The sequence below is a fragment of the Candidatus Rubrimentiphilum sp. genome, assembly GCA_035710515.1.
Classification (GTDB): domain Bacteria; phylum Vulcanimicrobiota; class Vulcanimicrobiia; order Vulcanimicrobiales; family Vulcanimicrobiaceae; genus Rubrimentiphilum.
Genome location: DASTDE010000003.1, coordinates 15933 through 30623, shown reverse-complemented (window position 1 = coordinate 30623; position 14691 = coordinate 15933). Strand labels below are relative to the sequence as shown.

15 protein-coding genes are annotated in these 14691 nt (G+C 61.4%); 7 read left to right on the top strand and 8 right to left on the bottom strand.

Features of this window, described 5'->3' with window-relative positions; translation table 11 throughout:
• Nucleotides 1–61: 61 nt before the first annotated feature.
• Complete coding sequence (locus VFO29_07405; protein HET9393326.1) at nt 62–643, top strand: GNAT family N-acetyltransferase; 582 nt, start codon at nt 62–64, stop codon at nt 641–643.
• Here the strand turns inward: VFO29_07405 and VFO29_07400 are convergent.
• Nucleotides 595–1113, bottom strand: coding sequence for an NUDIX hydrolase (locus VFO29_07400; GenBank protein ID HET9393325.1), 519 nt, complete (start codon nt 1111–1113; stop codon nt 595–597). The two genes, VFO29_07405 and VFO29_07400, sit on opposite strands and share 49 nt — an antisense overlap.
• Nucleotides 1110–2108 (bottom strand): glycosyltransferase family 1 protein, encoded by a 999-nt coding sequence (locus VFO29_07395; GenBank protein HET9393324.1) that lies wholly within the window; start codon nt 2106–2108, stop codon nt 1110–1112. Before VFO29_07395 ends, VFO29_07400 begins: the two co-directional genes overlap by 4 nt.
• Nucleotides 2109–2164: 56 nt before the next feature.
• On the opposite strand from VFO29_07395, the gene VFO29_07390 reads away from it, so the two are divergent.
• Both VFO29_07390 and VFO29_07385 read left to right on the top strand, forming a co-directional pair.
• Complete coding sequence (locus tag VFO29_07390) at nt 2165–3178, top strand: glycosyltransferase family 1 protein (GenBank protein HET9393323.1); 1014 nt, start codon at nt 2165–2167, stop codon at nt 3176–3178.
• On the top strand, nt 3175–4065 hold the full coding sequence (locus VFO29_07385; GenBank protein ID HET9393322.1) for a hypothetical protein: 891 nt from the start codon (nt 3175–3177) through the stop codon (nt 4063–4065). Before VFO29_07390 ends, VFO29_07385 begins: the two co-directional genes overlap by 4 nt.
• On the opposite strand, the gene VFO29_07380 is transcribed toward VFO29_07385, so the two are convergent.
• The 3 genes from VFO29_07380 to VFO29_07370 are packed head-to-tail and all read right to left on the bottom strand — an operon-like array spanning nt 4058 to nt 8383.
• A complete protein-coding gene (locus VFO29_07380) occupies nt 4058–5089 on the bottom strand; it encodes an aminotransferase class V-fold PLP-dependent enzyme (GenBank protein ID HET9393321.1) in 1032 nt (343 codons plus the stop codon). The two genes, VFO29_07385 and VFO29_07380, sit on opposite strands and share 8 nt — an antisense overlap.
• A 9-nt stretch (nt 5090–5098) precedes the next feature.
• Entirely contained in the window at nt 5099–6868 is a 1770-nt protein-coding gene (locus VFO29_07375; protein HET9393320.1) for a GAF domain-containing protein, read from the bottom strand.
• Between the two features lie 15 nt (nt 6869–6883).
• Complete coding sequence (locus VFO29_07370; GenBank protein ID HET9393319.1) at nt 6884–8383, bottom strand: DHA2 family efflux MFS transporter permease subunit; 1500 nt, start codon at nt 8381–8383, stop codon at nt 6884–6886.
• A gap of 36 nt (nt 8384–8419) precedes the next feature.
• Here VFO29_07370 and VFO29_07365 point away from each other — a divergent pair, with 36 nt between their 5' ends.
• The 4 genes from VFO29_07365 to VFO29_07350 are packed head-to-tail and all read left to right on the top strand — an operon-like array spanning nt 8420 to nt 11717.
• Nucleotides 8420–8608, top strand: coding sequence for a hypothetical protein (locus VFO29_07365; protein HET9393318.1), 189 nt, complete (start codon nt 8420–8422; stop codon nt 8606–8608).
• 53 nt (nt 8609–8661) lie between these two features.
• Nucleotides 8662–10545, top strand: coding sequence for a multicopper oxidase domain-containing protein (locus VFO29_07360; protein ID HET9393317.1), 1884 nt, complete (start codon nt 8662–8664; stop codon nt 10543–10545).
• A 4-nt stretch (nt 10546–10549) separates the two neighbouring features.
• The gene (locus tag VFO29_07355) at nt 10550–11476 is read left to right on the top strand and encodes a glutathione S-transferase family protein (GenBank protein HET9393316.1); all 927 of its coding nucleotides are present in this window, start codon (nt 10550–10552) and stop codon (nt 11474–11476) included.
• Nucleotides 11477–11516: 40 nt separating this feature from the next.
• Nucleotides 11517–11717 (top strand): hypothetical protein, encoded by a 201-nt coding sequence (locus VFO29_07350; protein HET9393315.1) that lies wholly within the window; start codon nt 11517–11519, stop codon nt 11715–11717.
• Here VFO29_07350 and VFO29_07345 read toward each other — a convergent pair.
• From VFO29_07345 to VFO29_07335, 3 genes are read right to left on the bottom strand one after another with little or no spacing between them, the layout of a single operon-like run.
• Nucleotides 11714–12409, bottom strand: a complete 696-nt coding sequence (locus VFO29_07345; GenBank protein HET9393314.1) for a hypothetical protein — start codon at nt 12407–12409, stop codon at nt 11714–11716. The genes VFO29_07350 and VFO29_07345 overlap by 4 nt on opposite strands.
• A 1-nt stretch (nt 12410) precedes the next feature.
• Nucleotides 12411–13775 (bottom strand): TIGR00366 family protein, encoded by a 1365-nt coding sequence (locus VFO29_07340; GenBank protein HET9393313.1) that lies wholly within the window; start codon nt 13773–13775, stop codon nt 12411–12413.
• Between the two features lie 6 nt (nt 13776–13781).
• Nucleotides 13782–14213, bottom strand: coding sequence for a hypothetical protein (locus VFO29_07335; protein HET9393312.1), 432 nt, complete (start codon nt 14211–14213; stop codon nt 13782–13784).
• Nucleotides 14214–14691: the final 478 nt, after the last annotated feature.

Sequence of the window (14691 nt, the reverse complement as noted above, 5' to 3'; positions counted from 1 at the left end):
CACGACGAGCGGCCGGTTCCGCAACATCGGGGGCGGGGAATTGGTAAACTCTTAAAAGGCCATGCGAGCGATTCAAACCGACCGTCTGCGGCTGGTTCCGGTGACTCCCCGGAACTTTGCGCAGCTCTGGCATCTGCTGCAGCAGCCGGATCTGCGCACCTATCAAGATCTGCCGAAGGTCGGTCTGAAGATGTTCGGCGAGATGGTCGCGGCGCGTCCGCGGAGACTCATCCCCGGCGCCAACGGCCGGTTCGAGTGGCTGATAAGGCCGGCCGGTTCGCGGAATGCGGCGGGCTGGGTATCGCTGCGAATCGCCGAGCGGGAACCTGGCGCGGGTGAGATCGGCTACAGCGTTTTGCGCGAGCACCGGCAGCGCGGCTTTGCGACGGAAGCGGTACGCGCGTTGCTGGCGGAAGCGTTCGAGAGCGCCAAACTCTCGCGCGTGCAGGCATTTTGTGTTCCGGAGAATCTGGCGTCACGCCGTTTGCTCGATCGTTTGAACTTTCACTCCGACGGCGTCGTGCCGCGCGGCGCCACCGTCAGCGGACGGCCGGTCGATGTGCTGATCCACCGGCTCGAGCGCAGCCGCTGGCTTCAATCGGGAAAAACGATCGAGATGCCGGCCTCGGCATATCCGGCATAGCCTTTTAGCTCGCCCCGCAGATATGCGAGCAGCGGCTCGCGCACGACCGCCACGGCGATCCGTTCGGCTAACGCTGCGATCGGCACCCACTCCACGCCGACAACGTGGTCTTTCGTGTCATGGTGAGTGCTATTGTCATCCTGAGGTATCGAAGGACCGCGAGCGGAGCGAGCGGCCCTGAGCGGAAGCGAAGGGTCGTTTGGAGAGACATTCACCGCGAAAGTGAAATTCGCGAAGTGCGTATCGCCGTCGTAGGATTCGCTCACGTAGCAGAGCTCGCCGAGCGTTCCTTGGAAGCCCGTCTCCTCATGCAGCTCGCGTAGCGCCGTTTCCGACAGAAGTTCGCCGTCGAGTTGGCGGCCGCCGGGAAGATTCCACAACGGCTGCGGCTGATTCGGGTACGTTGACGCCACGAGCAGAATCGTATCGCCGCGGCGCACCAGCGCCGTCGCCAAGTGTATACGATTCATCGGGCGGCAGATTCGAGTACTTCGAGCGTGCGCTGCGCCGTCCGGCGCCACGACATCTCTCGAACGCGCGCAAACCCGCGTTCGCGCATTTGCGACGCCAGCTCGGGATCGTTCCAAACGCGCCGGAGGGCGCCGGCAAGCGCTGCCGCGTCGCCGGGTGGAACGTAAAGTGGCGCGTCGCCGCCGGCTTCCGGGATCGAAGCGGCGGACGATGCGATGACCGGAGCTCCGTAATTCATCGCCTCCAAAACCGGCAACCCGAAACCTTCATAGCGCGACGGATACACAAAGACTGCGCAAGCGCGATAAAGCGCGGCTAAGGTAGCATCGTCCACGTGTCCCAACTCCGAGCTCTTACCGGCAACGACGAGCGGTATCGTGAGGCCGTCAGCGGCTAACATTTTCAGAGCCTCGCGCAGCGTATCCAAACCTTTGCGCGGGTCGTTTTCGCCGACGAAAAGTGCAAACCGCCCGGTTGCGCCGGCGGGAAGCTGCACCGGTTTCTCCGGCAACGGTGCGCCGATGCCGAGCGGGATGGCGGTAATGACCGACTCGGGCAGGTGCAGCTCGCGCATCAATTCAGTCTTCGAAAACTCCGAATCGGTGACGATTTGCCGGCAACGCTCCGCGGCCAAACGAAACGTCGCGCGCGCCGCGTCGTCAAATCCGGGCAGAACAAACGTCGACGCATCGTGCAGCGTCGCGACGGCGGGAAGGGTAAACTGCGACCAGCTCGGACCGTTGAACGGAAACCACAGCGCGTCCAGTTTGGAACGCCCGTGGTGCCGCCGCGAACGAACCGCAAACCTGTGATCTCCTGTTTCAGCTCGATAAAGCCGTGCGACCGTCCAGGTGTGCCACTCGGGCACGACCAGCACCGGCTCGATGCGATCGGCGAAACCGCGCTGCCACTCGTCCAAGAGCGCGCGCACGTAGCGTCCGATACCGCGGTAATCTCCGGTCAGGTTCCACGCGTCGACGCCGACTCGAATCATCGAGCAAACGCTACCAGGTACAGGGTGATGGGACGCATTCAGCATACTCCAACTGCGTGCACGTCGCGGTAGACGCTCATAACCTGTTAGCCGATCGCCGGGGAATCGGCGTCTATCTGCGAGCCGTTTTATCGCGGATGCTCAAGAACGGCGCTTGCGAGCTGACTTTGCTCGTTCGCCATCCGCTTCCTACTCTGAAGAAACGCGCGCTTGCGGCGGAGCTGGGTTCGACCGCGTTTCACGTCGCATCGCGCATTCCGCGCACGGCGGACGTCGCGTGGCATCCTTGGAACGGAACGTTTTTCACGGGCGCAACGCGCAACGTCGTGACGATGCACGACGTCGTACCGTTCGCGTTCCCGGATCCGGACGTGCGCGCGCGTCGATCGCAACAAGAGCCGTTCGAACTATCCGCGCGCACGGCGGATCGAATTCTGGCGGATTCCGGATTCACGAAGGGCGAGATTGAGAAACACTTGCGGGTCGCGGCGCATCGCATCGAGGTCGTGCCGCTGGCGGCGGACTCACTGTTCTCGCCGGGCGAACCGAAGGCGCTGCCGCCTGCGCTGCGCGGTCAACAGTATGTTCTGTACGTGGGTACGCTCGAAGCGCACAAAAACGTCGAGGTTCTCATTGAAGCTTGGCGCGAATCGCTTGTGCCGCGAGGCATTGCGCTGGTAATGGTTGGACCGGACAAAGCCCTCGACGACGTCGTCGCCCTGCGCAACGTGCCCGCTCTCGAATTGCGCGATCTCTATCGCGGCGCTTTGTGTCTTGCGCTTCCCTCATTGTATGAAGGCTTTGGACTGCCCGCGCTTGAGGCGCTAGCGTGCGGTACGCCGGCGATCGTTTCGCGAGCCTCGTCACTGCCCGAAGTCTGCGGCGACGCCGCGCAGTACGTTGACTCGCCGCAAGATTCAGCTGCTTGGGGGTCTGCACTCGGGCGAATTGCGGTCGACGAGAATTTACGCGCCGATCTGGCAAGGCGCGGTCCCGTCCAAGCCGCGAAATTTTCTTGGGATGGGGCAACTGCGCAAACGCTGGCAGCGCTTGAGGTGGCGGCCCAATGAGCGCGGAACGCGTAGCGGCGCATCTGATCCTCGGTGCGCGCGAGGAGCCTTTCTTAGCGGCTCTGTTGGAATCGCTCAGCGGCGCCGTCGATTCGCTGATCGTCAACGACAACGGCTCGGATCCGTCCCCGCACGACGCCACCCTGCGCGAGAGTTGGTTTGGCGACCACGATCGGCTCTTTGTCGATCGCGCACCGTTCGTAGATTTTTCGACGGCTCGCAACCGGTGTTTGGACGTTCATGCCCGCACGGGCGCGGGAACGTGGATCGCATTCGTCGATGCCGACGAAGTTCACGGTGAAACCGTCCGCTGCATCACCCGTAATCTCGGCGAGGTTCCCGCCGCGTATGATTTCGTGGACGGATACACGTGGCATTTCTTCCAATCGTTCGATCTGTATACATCGATCGAAAGACGCATGGCGTTTTTCCGGTTCAACCCGGGCGCGCGATGGGTGGGCAACGTCCACGAACAGCTCGTGGGATTAAACGGCAAACGTCTCGCGCTGCCGTACGTCTACGCGCACTACGGGCACGTGCTGCCGGCGCGCCGCCACGCCGAAAAAGGACGGCACTACTCGAGTTTGGGGCAAAGGGGCGAAACCGTTCCGGAAGAAGCGCTCGATTCGTTGGATCCGGCGGTCTACTTCAAACGAATATGGCCCGACGTCTTGCGTTTTACGGGCGAGCACCCGCCGGCCGCGCAATCGGCGATCGCTCGACTGCGCGCGGAGTACGCGGCCGATCAAGCCCGGGCGCTCGAGCTGGCGCGCGCTGCGCAACCGCCGCTTGTGCGGGCGCGAAACGTCCTATTGAAGGCAAATTACGAACTCCGGTGGCGCTCCCGCGAACTCAATGCTTTGAGCCGCAAACTCGTCTCTACTTAACCGCCTCTTCGACCAGAGCGGCAAATGCGTTGACGTCTTCCTCGCGCGTCGCGTGGTGCGTCATCCAGCGCACCTCGGGAACCGATTCGTCGAAGACGAAGAAGAAGCAGCGTTCCTGGATGCGTTTGATGGCTTCGCGATCGAGCGTTGCGAAGATGGCGTTACAGCGCACCGGCCGGGTGATGCGCACAGCTGCGATTTTGAGAATGCGCTGCTCGAGCCGTTTGGTCATCGCATTGGCGTGCGAGGCATACTTCAGCCAGCGATCGTTTTCGAGCAGTGCGAGAAACTGCGCGGCGATGAACCGCATTTTCGAGGCGAGTTGCATGGCTTGCTTGTGCGCAAACGGCGCCGCGCCCTTATGGATTTTCTTGTCGAAAAAGACGACCGCCTCGCCGCCGAGCAGTCCGTTCTTCGTTCCGCCGAACGAGAGGACGTCAACGCCCAAGTCTCGGGTCGCTTCGCGCAGGCCTAGTCCCAGTGCGGCGGCCGCATTTGAAATTCGCGCTCCGTCCATATGCACGTACCACCCTTGCTTGTGCGCGAAGTCGCAGAGTTCCCGAATCTCAGCCGGTTCGTAGAGCGTTCCAAATTCCGTGGATTGCGAGATCGATAGAACGCGCGGCTGCACGTAATGCTCCTCGCGCGACATATGCGCGAACGGCGCGAGCGCTTCGATTGAAATCTTTCCATCCGCCGTCGCAACCGGAAGAATCTTGCACCCGGTAAACCGTTCGAAAGCGCCGCATTCATCCGTTTGCAAATGCGCCGTCGCGGGGCAGATGACAGCTTCATACGGCTGCGTCAGGCAACTTAATGCGACGACATTGGCGCCCGTGCCATTGAACGTGAAATATGTCTCGCTCGACGCTCCGAAAATCTCGGCAAATCTCGCGCGAGCCCGTTCGGTATAATCGTCGTGTCCGTAGCCGACCGCATCGCCGTCGTTGGCGTCAGCGATCGCCTTCAGAATTTCGGCGGCAATCGGCGCGTTGTTGTCGCTGGCGAACGTGCGTGCGGGCATCGCCGCCTCTTATGTCGGCGCAGCGCTCAACGCCTGCAGTTCGGCGCGAATGAGTTCGCGTAGTACGCTGACGTCGATGCCCGCGGCACCGGTTTTGGGGCCTTCGCGAACGAGTAGTTCGTATGTAGTCCCGGCGCGGTGAGCTACCAGCGCCAGCGCATCGATCTCTTCCGCTAAATAATGCGTGCGTTCACGCTTGGGACCACACACGATCGCTCCGAGCAACGCGCCGCGCACGGTCATGGGTAGCAAGAGCGCCTCACTTAATCCGTGTTCGCCGAGCTCGACTTCGAACGGCTCGTTCCAGCGGCGCAGCCGCACGACCACCGGATCGTTCATATCGAGGTGCGGGGGGAGACCGTCGTCCGAGGATCGCGTGCGCTCGTACTCCGTGCCGGTCAAGAGGTAGATTGCGGCGTAGCGGCCCTCGATGTTGTCGCGAACCGATTCGTATGTTAAATCGAGCAGCGACTGTTTGTTGGTTACGACGTCGGCTTCGAGCGCCAAACGGCGCAGCGCGGCGAGCGACCTCTCGCGCCGCGCAAAAAAGAAGACGTTCAGCCGCTTCTCGACGGCGCCGTGAATCGAGCGCGCGGAAAGGCCGACGGCCAGCGCGATCGCGAGCGGGACGATCTTGCCGAGCCACCCGTTGGCCGCATCGGCGCCAAGGCCCCGCTCCAGAATCTGCGCAGCCACCCATTCGCCGGCGATAAAAAGCGCGACCAGCGTAATCGAAACAAAACCGAAGACCGCGGCGCGGCTGAAGACGATGCTGATGTCGACGAGCCGGTGGCGTAAGATGGCGTATGCGATCGCCAACAGCGGCACGTCCTGAAAGAGCGACATGACCGGAAACCACGATTGCGGATTCGGATTGATCAGCAACGAAAAATTCATGATCAGCCAGCTCGACTCCGACAGGATGACCGCGCCCCCGACCCAGCGCATCTGCGCGCGGTGCTCTTCGTCGACGCGCAACATGCCTTCGATGGCGGCCGCCACCGTCAGGAACGAGATGAAGGCCCAGACAAGCTGCTGAAACCATGCGGGGCTCGACGATCCCGCAATTTCAAACAACTGCGTGCGCGGATAAACATCGACGAGATAGATCCACATTTGTACGAGTGCAGCCACCGAGACAGCCGGGAGCATAATCTTGCGCAGTACGGTGCGGAAGCGGGAGTTGAATGGCGGAAAGTGCGCGACTAAGAGCAGAATCAGATATGCGTTCGCCCAACTCACGGCATTGCCGAGCAGGCTGCCTGCGAACGAAAGGCCGGGCGACGGCGCCACGTCCGAAAACCAAAAGAAGGCCATCTGCATCGCGTAGCCCGCTAAGAAAAACGCGAGCCAGTGCGCGGTCTTGCGATCCGCGCCGCGCAGAATAACCAGGACGCCGGTCGCGGCAAAGATGATCAGAATGGCGAGCGCCAGCGGCCCCTCTTCGATCGGCTTAATGCTCGTATACTCTGCCGCAACGATGCTCATCTCCGCGGTCTTTCCGTCCCGAACGACCGGAAAGGCTATCGTTTGGCCGGTTCGCCTGAACGAGGAGTCAAAACTCGTTCGCGCCGATACCTTACTCCACGGAATAACGTCCCCCGGGCGCAACCCGGCTCGTTCGACGGGCGACCCGGGATAGATCTTCGTGACGACTTGATCGCCGTTGTTCGACGTATGAAAATCAAAGCCGAACATTCCGGCGCGGTACGGGTTCGCGATGTCATAACAGCCGAGCGCGATTGCGGCGGCGGCAAGCAAAATCACGGCTACTCTCATAGCCGGAGTCTTCGACTATTCGGCCGCCAAAGCCGCCGCCGCGGCAGCCGCCGCGCGGCGTGAGGGCCGCATGAAGATCACCAGCGGCGCGGAGACGAAGAAGACGATGGCCGAGAGCCTGAACAGGTAGTCGTAACTGTTCACCGCCGACTGCTGCGCGACAATACTCGTGAGCGTGCCGAGCGAATAGCCGTGCGCGTTGGTCACGCCGGAGGCCAATTCGCTCCACGCGATCGCGGCCTGACGCGCGAGCAGCGTGGTGAGTATCGCGATGCCGAAGCTGCCGCCCAGCTGACGGATGAGCGCGGAGACACCGGTCGCGCCGGCGAGTTCTTCCTTTGGAACCGCGCCAAGCGTCACGGTAGTCAGCGGAACGAACATAAAACCGAGCGCGAGTCCTTGCCAGACGCGCGGCCAGAAGACGTCCCAGTAGCCGGCATCTTGCGTCAGGCCGCCCATCCACCAGGTTGAGAGCCCGAAGAGCAGCATGCCGAAGATGACCATCGCGCGGGCATCCAAGTAACGAGTGAGCGCGCCGACCATGAGCATGCTGATCGCAGTTGCAACGGCACCGGGCAGCAGCGCCATTCCGGTTTGAAATGCCGTAAAGCCCAAGACCGTTTGGAAGTACAACGGCAAGATCAAACTCGTTCCAAATAAACCGAATCCCAGCACGACGCCGATGATGTTGCCGATCGTAAACGTTCGAAAACGAAAGACACGAATATCCACCAGCGGATATTTGTCGCGCATGGTCTTATAGATGAACCACGTGAGCGTGACGATCGCGACGATCGACAGCGTCCAGATCGTGCCGGAGTCGAACCAATCGTCATGCTGGCCGCGCTCCAGGACGTACTGGAGCGAAGCGAGGCCCGCCGTGAGCAGCCCCAAGCCAATCCAGTCCACGCCCCCTTTTGGTTTCTCCAAGAAATGCGGATTCGGAATGAACATGAGCGTCATCAAGAATGCCACGATGCCGATCGGGATGTTGATGTAGAAGATCAGCGGCCAGGTGTAGTTGTCGATGATGTAGCCGCCCAGCGTGGGTCCGATCGCCGGCCCGACCATCGCGCCCAAACCGAAGATAGCCATGGCGGCGCCGCGCTTGGCGGGCGGGTAGGTTTCAAAAAGAATCGCTTGCGCGGTCGGCTGCAGCGCGCCGCCGCCGAAGCCCTGAATCACGCGATAGAAGACGAGCTGCCAAATGCTGTGCGCTGTCCCGCAGAGCAGCGAAGAGATCGTGAAGATCGCCAAACAGCCGGCGTAAAAATTCTTGCGGCCCAGATATGCGGTGAGCCAACCGTTGAGCGGCATGACCACGACGCTGGCGAGAATGTAGCCGGTGGCGACCCACGCGACCTCGTCGATCGATGCGCCGAGGTTGCCGGCGATGTCGTTGAGCGCGACGTTGACGATCGTCGCGTCGATGATCGCCATAATCAGCCCGAGCATCACGGTGATGGTAATCAGCGCCACCGGCGCGTTGGCGCGGGCGCGGAACGGGTTAGACACTAGGGCGTTGGCCGCCGTTTGGCATAGACTACGGTCATGAAGTTGCTGCTGGAGATCTTAATCTCGATATTCCTCCATCCGGTTGCGTGGATTCTGGTGCTCATCAACCTCGCCGGACGAGATGACCTGACGACCGCGCAAAAAATCATCTGGGGAGTTGTTTCCATAATTTGGGGCATCGGCCCGATTCTGTACGTCCTGGTCGGCGGCGGCGAGCTCTGGTAACCTAACGGCGCCCTAAATGAGGCGACGCCCTAACTCCCGAAGAAAAGTTAGGCGTGCCAAACTTTGTAATCAGGAGAGGCTTACTTGCCCTGGGCCTGCTTCTTGCGCTGGCGGCTCCGGCCGCGCTGGCGGACACCGACGAAACCACCACCGGCGTAAATCCGGCCAGCATCGGAATGCAGCCCTTGCAAGGGGCAATTCCGGCAGCGACGCCCGCTCCCGGCGAGTCGAAACTGGTGCGGCGCGAAGACGGCACCTTCGCCGCGATTCCCGACGTACGCGGACGCACCCGGACCTTTCATCTCGTCGAGCGCGATGCGCCGTGGTCGCTTCAGCCGAGTTTGACCGTACTCGCGAAAACCTATAATGGCGTCGTTCCCGGTCCGACACTCGTCGCGCATCAAGGCGATCGTGTGGTGATCGATTACCGCAACGAGCAGAGCGTTCCCGACACGCTGCACATGCACGGCATTCACGAGATTCCGGTAAGCATGGACGGCGTCGCGGGAATCTCGCAGCCCCTCGTCATGCAGGGGCAGTCATACCGGTACGTCTTCACGGCCGATACGCCCGGCACGTTCATCTATCACTCGCACGACAACGAAGAGATGCTCAACAGCGGTCTATACGGCGCGATCGTCGTGCTGCCCGCACACGCACCGGCGGCGGAGCGCGCAGATCGCGACTACGTCGAAATGTTGTCGTCGTGGCCGATTCAGAGCCTGAGCGAAAATCATTTCACGATTAACGGCAAAGAATATCCCTACACAACGCCGATCGAAGTACGCAAAGGTCAGCGGGTGCGCATCCGCTGGATCAACATCTCCGGCGAAAACATGCACACGATGCACACGCACGGCCATTATCAGTTGATCGTGGCGCGCGACGCGCAGCCGGTCACCTACCGCGACGTCGAAGACACGGTGCTGCTCGGGCCCGGACAGCGCGTCGACGTGATGGTTGATGCGAATCAAAAGCCCGGCACTTGGATCGTCCACTGTCACGTGATCGACCATACCGAAGATGGAACCGGCATGCCGGACGGCCTGATCACAGCTATTCATTATGAAGGCACGCCAAATACGCTGGCCGCGATGAACACAGAGATGCGGAAGATGTTGCCCGCATTCGGCCATGGCCCGCTGGCAGCGTTGTCCTTTGGATGGACCGTCGCGCTTGGCGCAATTGCAGGTCTCACGATCTTCTTGGGACTGCCAATCGCGCGCATGCGCAACGTCTCGCAGACGACAATCGCCGCTCTGAACGCGCTCGCAATCGGGATTCTCGTCTATCTCGTCGTTGAAATTGCCGGCAGCGCGACCGCGCCGTTGGTCCAAGCCGCACGCTATTGGCACGGCGGAGGTCCGCCTTGGAGTGTCATCGAGCTCGCAATTGCGTATGTGGGCGGGCTATTTATCGGCTTGGTCGGCCTGGGTCTGCTTGCGAACCGCTTGAGCAGCCGCGCCGCGTCAACCGTGCATCAGCCGCTCGTGCTGGCCGCAATCATCGCGATCGGCATCGGCGCGCACAACTTCGCTGAGGGTTTGGCGATCGGCGCTTCGGCGGCGAGCGGCGCGACGGCGATTGCCGTCGGCTTGATCATCGGCTTTGCGCTCCATAACGCAACCGAAGGTTTCGGAATCGCCGCGCCGCTTTCCGGACGCGTCGTTCCGACGTGGGGACAACTCGGGCTGGCCGGTTTAATCGCGGGCGGCCCGACCTTTCTTGGCACGGTTGTCGGGTATACGTTCCAATCGCCGATTCTGTCGGTCTTGTTTCTGGCGACTGCAATCGGCGCGCTCGTTTTCGTCATCGGGGAGATCTGGGCCGTGCTCCGGCGCAGCATGGGCATCACGCCGCTCGTAACCACAATGCTGGCCTGCGGGTTTTTGGTCGCGCTGACAACGGAAATCGTTTTGGCGCTCAACGGCGGCTGAGCACGTGAGCACCGGGATCAAGCCGCAATTTCCGGACGAGCAGAGCAGCGACGGAAACTTCAAGCGGCAGGACGACGCATTTCGGGAACCGTTTGCTGCCGAGGCCGGGCGTTACCACTTATATGTATCGTGGGCCTGTCCGTGGGCATCGCGAACGATCATCGTCCGCAAGATCAAAGGGCTCGAAGATGCGATTGGCATGACGGCGGTGGATCCGATCCGCGACGAACGTGGGTGGGCATTCCGCGACGGACCCGGCTACTCGCGCGATCCAATCAACGGCTTTCACTTTCTGAGCGAAGCGTATATCGCGACGGACCCGCATTATCGCGGCCGCGTGACGGTGCCGGTGCTGTGGGACAAGCGGGCCAAACGGATCGTCAACAACTCGGATGACGACATCATGCGCATCTTTGAAACCGGATTTGAGTCGCTCGCGAAAGACCACATCGATCTGTACCCGAGCGGGCACCGCGTGGAGATCGACGCGCTCAACGAGCTGATTTATGAAACCGTGAACAACGGCGTCTACCGCGCCGGGTTTGCGACGTCGCAGCGAGCGTATGAAGAAGCTGCATATCGCGTCTTCGAGACGCTCGACGAGTTGGAGCAGCGCCTAGCTACGCGCCGGTATTTAATCGCCGCGCATCCGGTCGAGACCGATTGGAAGCTCTTCGTCACGCTGATCCGCTTTGACGCGGTCTATTACGGCCATTTCAAGTGCAATCTGCGCCGCATCGTGGACTATCCCAACCTCTGGGGTTACTTGCGCGATCTGTATCAGATCCCCGGCATTGCGGAAACTGTGAACTTCGATCACATCAAGCGCCACTATTACGTGACGCACACCGAGATTAACCCGACGCGCATCGTCCCGATCGGTCCGGTACTCGATCTGACCTCGCCGCACGGCCGGGAACGGCTCTCATAAGGCCGCCTCTTGGGCTGCCCTGCTATAATAGCTGTCCCAGATGACCATGCTGCTTGCGCCAAAACCGATGGCACGGACCCGCAAGGGACGCTCGGTCTTGGGCAGCGCACCGCGTTTTCGCAAAGTCAAAGCCGTCAAGGTGGCCGCGCACATTCCGGCGCTGCGCCATCCGGCGCTCAGTCTGTCGCTGCACGCTTCTTGGCACTGCACGCGCAACACGACGTCCTGGAGCCGCCTCTAAACCGAAGGAAAACTCACATTGTGCAAAACGAGCGTGCTTGTAAAAGCAGGCTCGTTTAAATGTTGCCCCGGCTGCCAGCTTGCATCGATCTGTGAGATCCACCAAATGCCTTGCGGTCCGTACGGCTTGAACGAATAGTCGATCGAAGCGCTCCAGCCGCTCGGGTTTTCCGCGTAGGTTAATCTGCGAACTTGGAAATCGCTCTCATCAACCCAGAGCGCTCGCAGCGGGTAATGTTCGGGCGAACCGAGCGGCCGCAGCAGTAAATGGTACGCGAGCGCACCGTCGATGGTTTGTTCGTCCGCGAACGTCACGTCGTAGTGGATGGCGCGAACGTGCGCGATTACGGGAAGCTGCGACGGAACGAACGGGTCCGGCTGGGTGCTGGCCGGATAGACCGATGAAATATTGAATCCGAGCGGCGAATACGCCGGCCCTAAGCAGTTCAAGCCGCGGCTGGTCTTCGGTTCGGCTGCACCTTGATCGACCTCGATCGTCGAACACCAATGATCGAAGGTGCGCAAGATCACGTGCTCGCTGCCCTGCGTAATCGCGCCGCCGGCCGTGCGATGCGTGATCGCGGTATCGAACGCTACAAAAGGCGGCAGCTTCCGCGCCTCCCACGTGTCCTCGGCGTGGAAGAAGATCTGCAGCGGCGTCAACGCCGCGGCTAGGACGACCGCGGAAAACATCCTAGCGCGGAATCAGCAGCAACAGCGCTAACGCAAATACGACAAACGCAATAGCAAAACTCACCACCGTGAACGCCATCACGCGGCGCAGTCCGACGCCCGCGATTGCCAGCACGGGCAACGCCCAGAACGGCTGGATCATGTTGGCAACTTGTTCTCCGATGGCCACGCCCATCGCTGTCGCCGGCAGCGAAGCGTGCATTTTGACGGCGGCCGGAACTGCGAAAGGTCCCTGCACTGCCCAGTGTCCGCCGCCGCTCGGTACGAAGAGGCTGATCACGATCGAGCTGACGTAACTCCAAAACGGCAACGTCGCGGCGCTGGAAAATGCAACGAACCACTGCGCGATTACGCCGGCTAAACCCGTTGCCGTCATCATGCCCATGATTCCGCCGTACAGCGGATACTGCAAGATTAGCGGCCCGGTGATGCGCGCGGCGTCGTTCACCGCCGCAACGTATGCAATCGGCCGCCAATGCAGCAGCAGCCCCAAGCAAAAGAAGATGAAGATCACCGAGTTTATGTCGAGTGAAAAGCCCGCCGTTGCCCAAGTCCAGCCGATATATCCCAGCCCAGCCGCCGCGATGACGACGTTCAAAATCCACGCATTTTCCAGCGCGGAGGCGAGGGTGTGCTTGACCTCGTCACCTGCCTGCGGCAGTGCTCGGTCGTGGTTCGACGGGCTCACCATGACACTAGTGTTGCCGAGTGCGGCGCGCGCCTCCACCACGTCGCTCGGTTCAAGTGCGCGCAAAACAAACGGTAGGATAACAAGCAGCGCAAGCACCGGAACAAGATTGAAGGCCGTGAAAATCGTCGCGCTGAGCGGCAAGACCTGGCCCGTGACGGACTGCACGATGTTGAGTTTGCTTCCGGGGGTGGCTTGCGCGAGCGCGATCGAACTGGACAAGCCGCTCGCCCAAATCAGAAATCCGCTATACGCGGCCGCGACGAGCCAGCCGAAATCGATGCGCATGCGCTTGGCAATCTCGCGCGACAGCAATCCGGCGACGACCAGCCCGAAGCCCCAGTTCAGCCAGCACGCGCAGGCCGAGACCAGAAACGTCAGCGTAACGGCGCCCTTCCCCGAGCGCGGCTGCGCCGCCAGCCACTGCAAAGCGCGCGCGACCGGCGCACTGCTCGCCAGCGCATAACCGGTGACGAGAATCAGGATCATCTCCAGCGCGAAAGCGAGGATGTCGAAGATGCCTTTGTACCAGGAGCTCAAGAGCTCGACCGGCGCGTGGTGCGGCGCAAAGATAAAAGCCAGCAGCGCGGTCAACAGCGTTAACGCGACCGCGTAGATATACGGATCGGGAACGGCGTATTCGAAGACCCGCGTGAAAAAGGCCGCGACGCGGTTCATGGCGGCCTAGTAGGTATAGCGGCGGCTAATCTCCTGCGCGCGGTGATATGTCTCGGACGAGCGCGAACGGAAGAGGGCGTCGGCCGACGCCTCCGGCGGCATGCGCAGCGTCATGTGCGTCCCTTGCGCGCTCGCTTCGATCGTAAGCGGAACGCGCGTGTTCAACAGAATGGCGCGGCGGAACTCGTTGTTGTCTTTGCTGATGGCGGGCGGCCCTTGCGCATAAATATGAACGGCGGGGCCGGCTTCGTTGCTTTCGAGGGAGACCGCCAGGGCGAGGTGCCCGCGCTCCATCTCAGCGGCGAGCAGCTCGCCGAGGACGACTTCAAGTGTGAACAGATCCGCGGCCGGGCCGGCACCCTGCTGCAGTTCGTCGATCACGCTTCTCCGGACGCTTGCGACCGAATAGGCGTCTGCTGAGTCAATGGACCACTGCATGGGGTGGTGGGCCGCCCTTCCGTACAACTCCCTACTTAACGTTCATACCACACTTTCTGCCTTGTCACGCCGGGCAAGCGTGTGATAAACTCCCCCTGACATGTCGCGGCACCACCAACCCTTTGTGGTTGAGGAAATTTCCTTTTTTGCAGCCTTGCTGCCGATCGCTTGGCTGTTCGTCCTGCTCTTGGGCGGACATCTCTTCGATCGCGTCCGCCGCCTCAGGAAGCCGCCCAGCCGCCACCGCCTGGCCCCGGCCCCCGAATAACTCCCCTCCCGGAGGGTTGTAGGAGCTTTGGGCGGGTGTTATACTATTCGCCTGTGCCCTGGCCGCTAGGCATATAAAAGAAAGAACGAGTCACCACGAGCGGGGTGGTCGGCGTCGTTCTTTTTCGCGTGCTCAGGTCTCAGGCCCAACCGGTTCCTTCCTTATATAACACCCGAAGAGAGAGATAACGAATGGCGAAAGCGACGGCTC

Excerpts from the sequence above, each read along its gene's own strand:
- VFO29_07345 (HET9393314.1), bottom strand. The coding sequence starts at position 12,409 with ATGTTTTCCGCGGTCGTCCTAGCCGCGGCGTTGACGCCGCTGCAGATC.
- VFO29_07365 (HET9393318.1), top strand. The coding sequence starts at position 8,420 with ATGAAGTTGCTGCTGGAGATCTTAATCTCGATATTCCTCCATCCGGTT.
- VFO29_07400 (HET9393325.1), bottom strand. The coding sequence starts at position 1,113 with ATGAATCGTATACACTTGGCGACGGCGCTGGTGCGCCGCGGCGATACG.
- VFO29_07340 (HET9393313.1), bottom strand. The coding sequence starts at position 13,775 with ATGAACCGCGTCGCGGCCTTTTTCACGCGGGTCTTCGAATACGCCGTT.
- VFO29_07350 (HET9393315.1), top strand. The coding sequence starts at position 11,517 with ATGACCATGCTGCTTGCGCCAAAACCGATGGCACGGACCCGCAAGGGA.
- VFO29_07405 (HET9393326.1), top strand. The coding sequence starts at position 62 with ATGCGAGCGATTCAAACCGACCGTCTGCGGCTGGTTCCGGTGACTCCC.
- VFO29_07395 (HET9393324.1), bottom strand. The coding sequence starts at position 2,108 with ATGATTCGAGTCGGCGTCGACGCGTGGAACCTGACCGGAGATTACCGC.
- VFO29_07375 (HET9393320.1), bottom strand. The coding sequence starts at position 6,868 with ATGAGAGTAGCCGTGATTTTGCTTGCCGCCGCCGCAATCGCGCTCGGC.
- VFO29_07385 (HET9393322.1), top strand. The coding sequence starts at position 3,175 with ATGAGCGCGGAACGCGTAGCGGCGCATCTGATCCTCGGTGCGCGCGAG.
- VFO29_07380 (HET9393321.1), bottom strand. The coding sequence starts at position 5,089 with ATGCCCGCACGCACGTTCGCCAGCGACAACAACGCGCCGATTGCCGCC.
- VFO29_07335 (HET9393312.1), bottom strand. The coding sequence starts at position 14,213 with ATGCAGTGGTCCATTGACTCAGCAGACGCCTATTCGGTCGCAAGCGTC.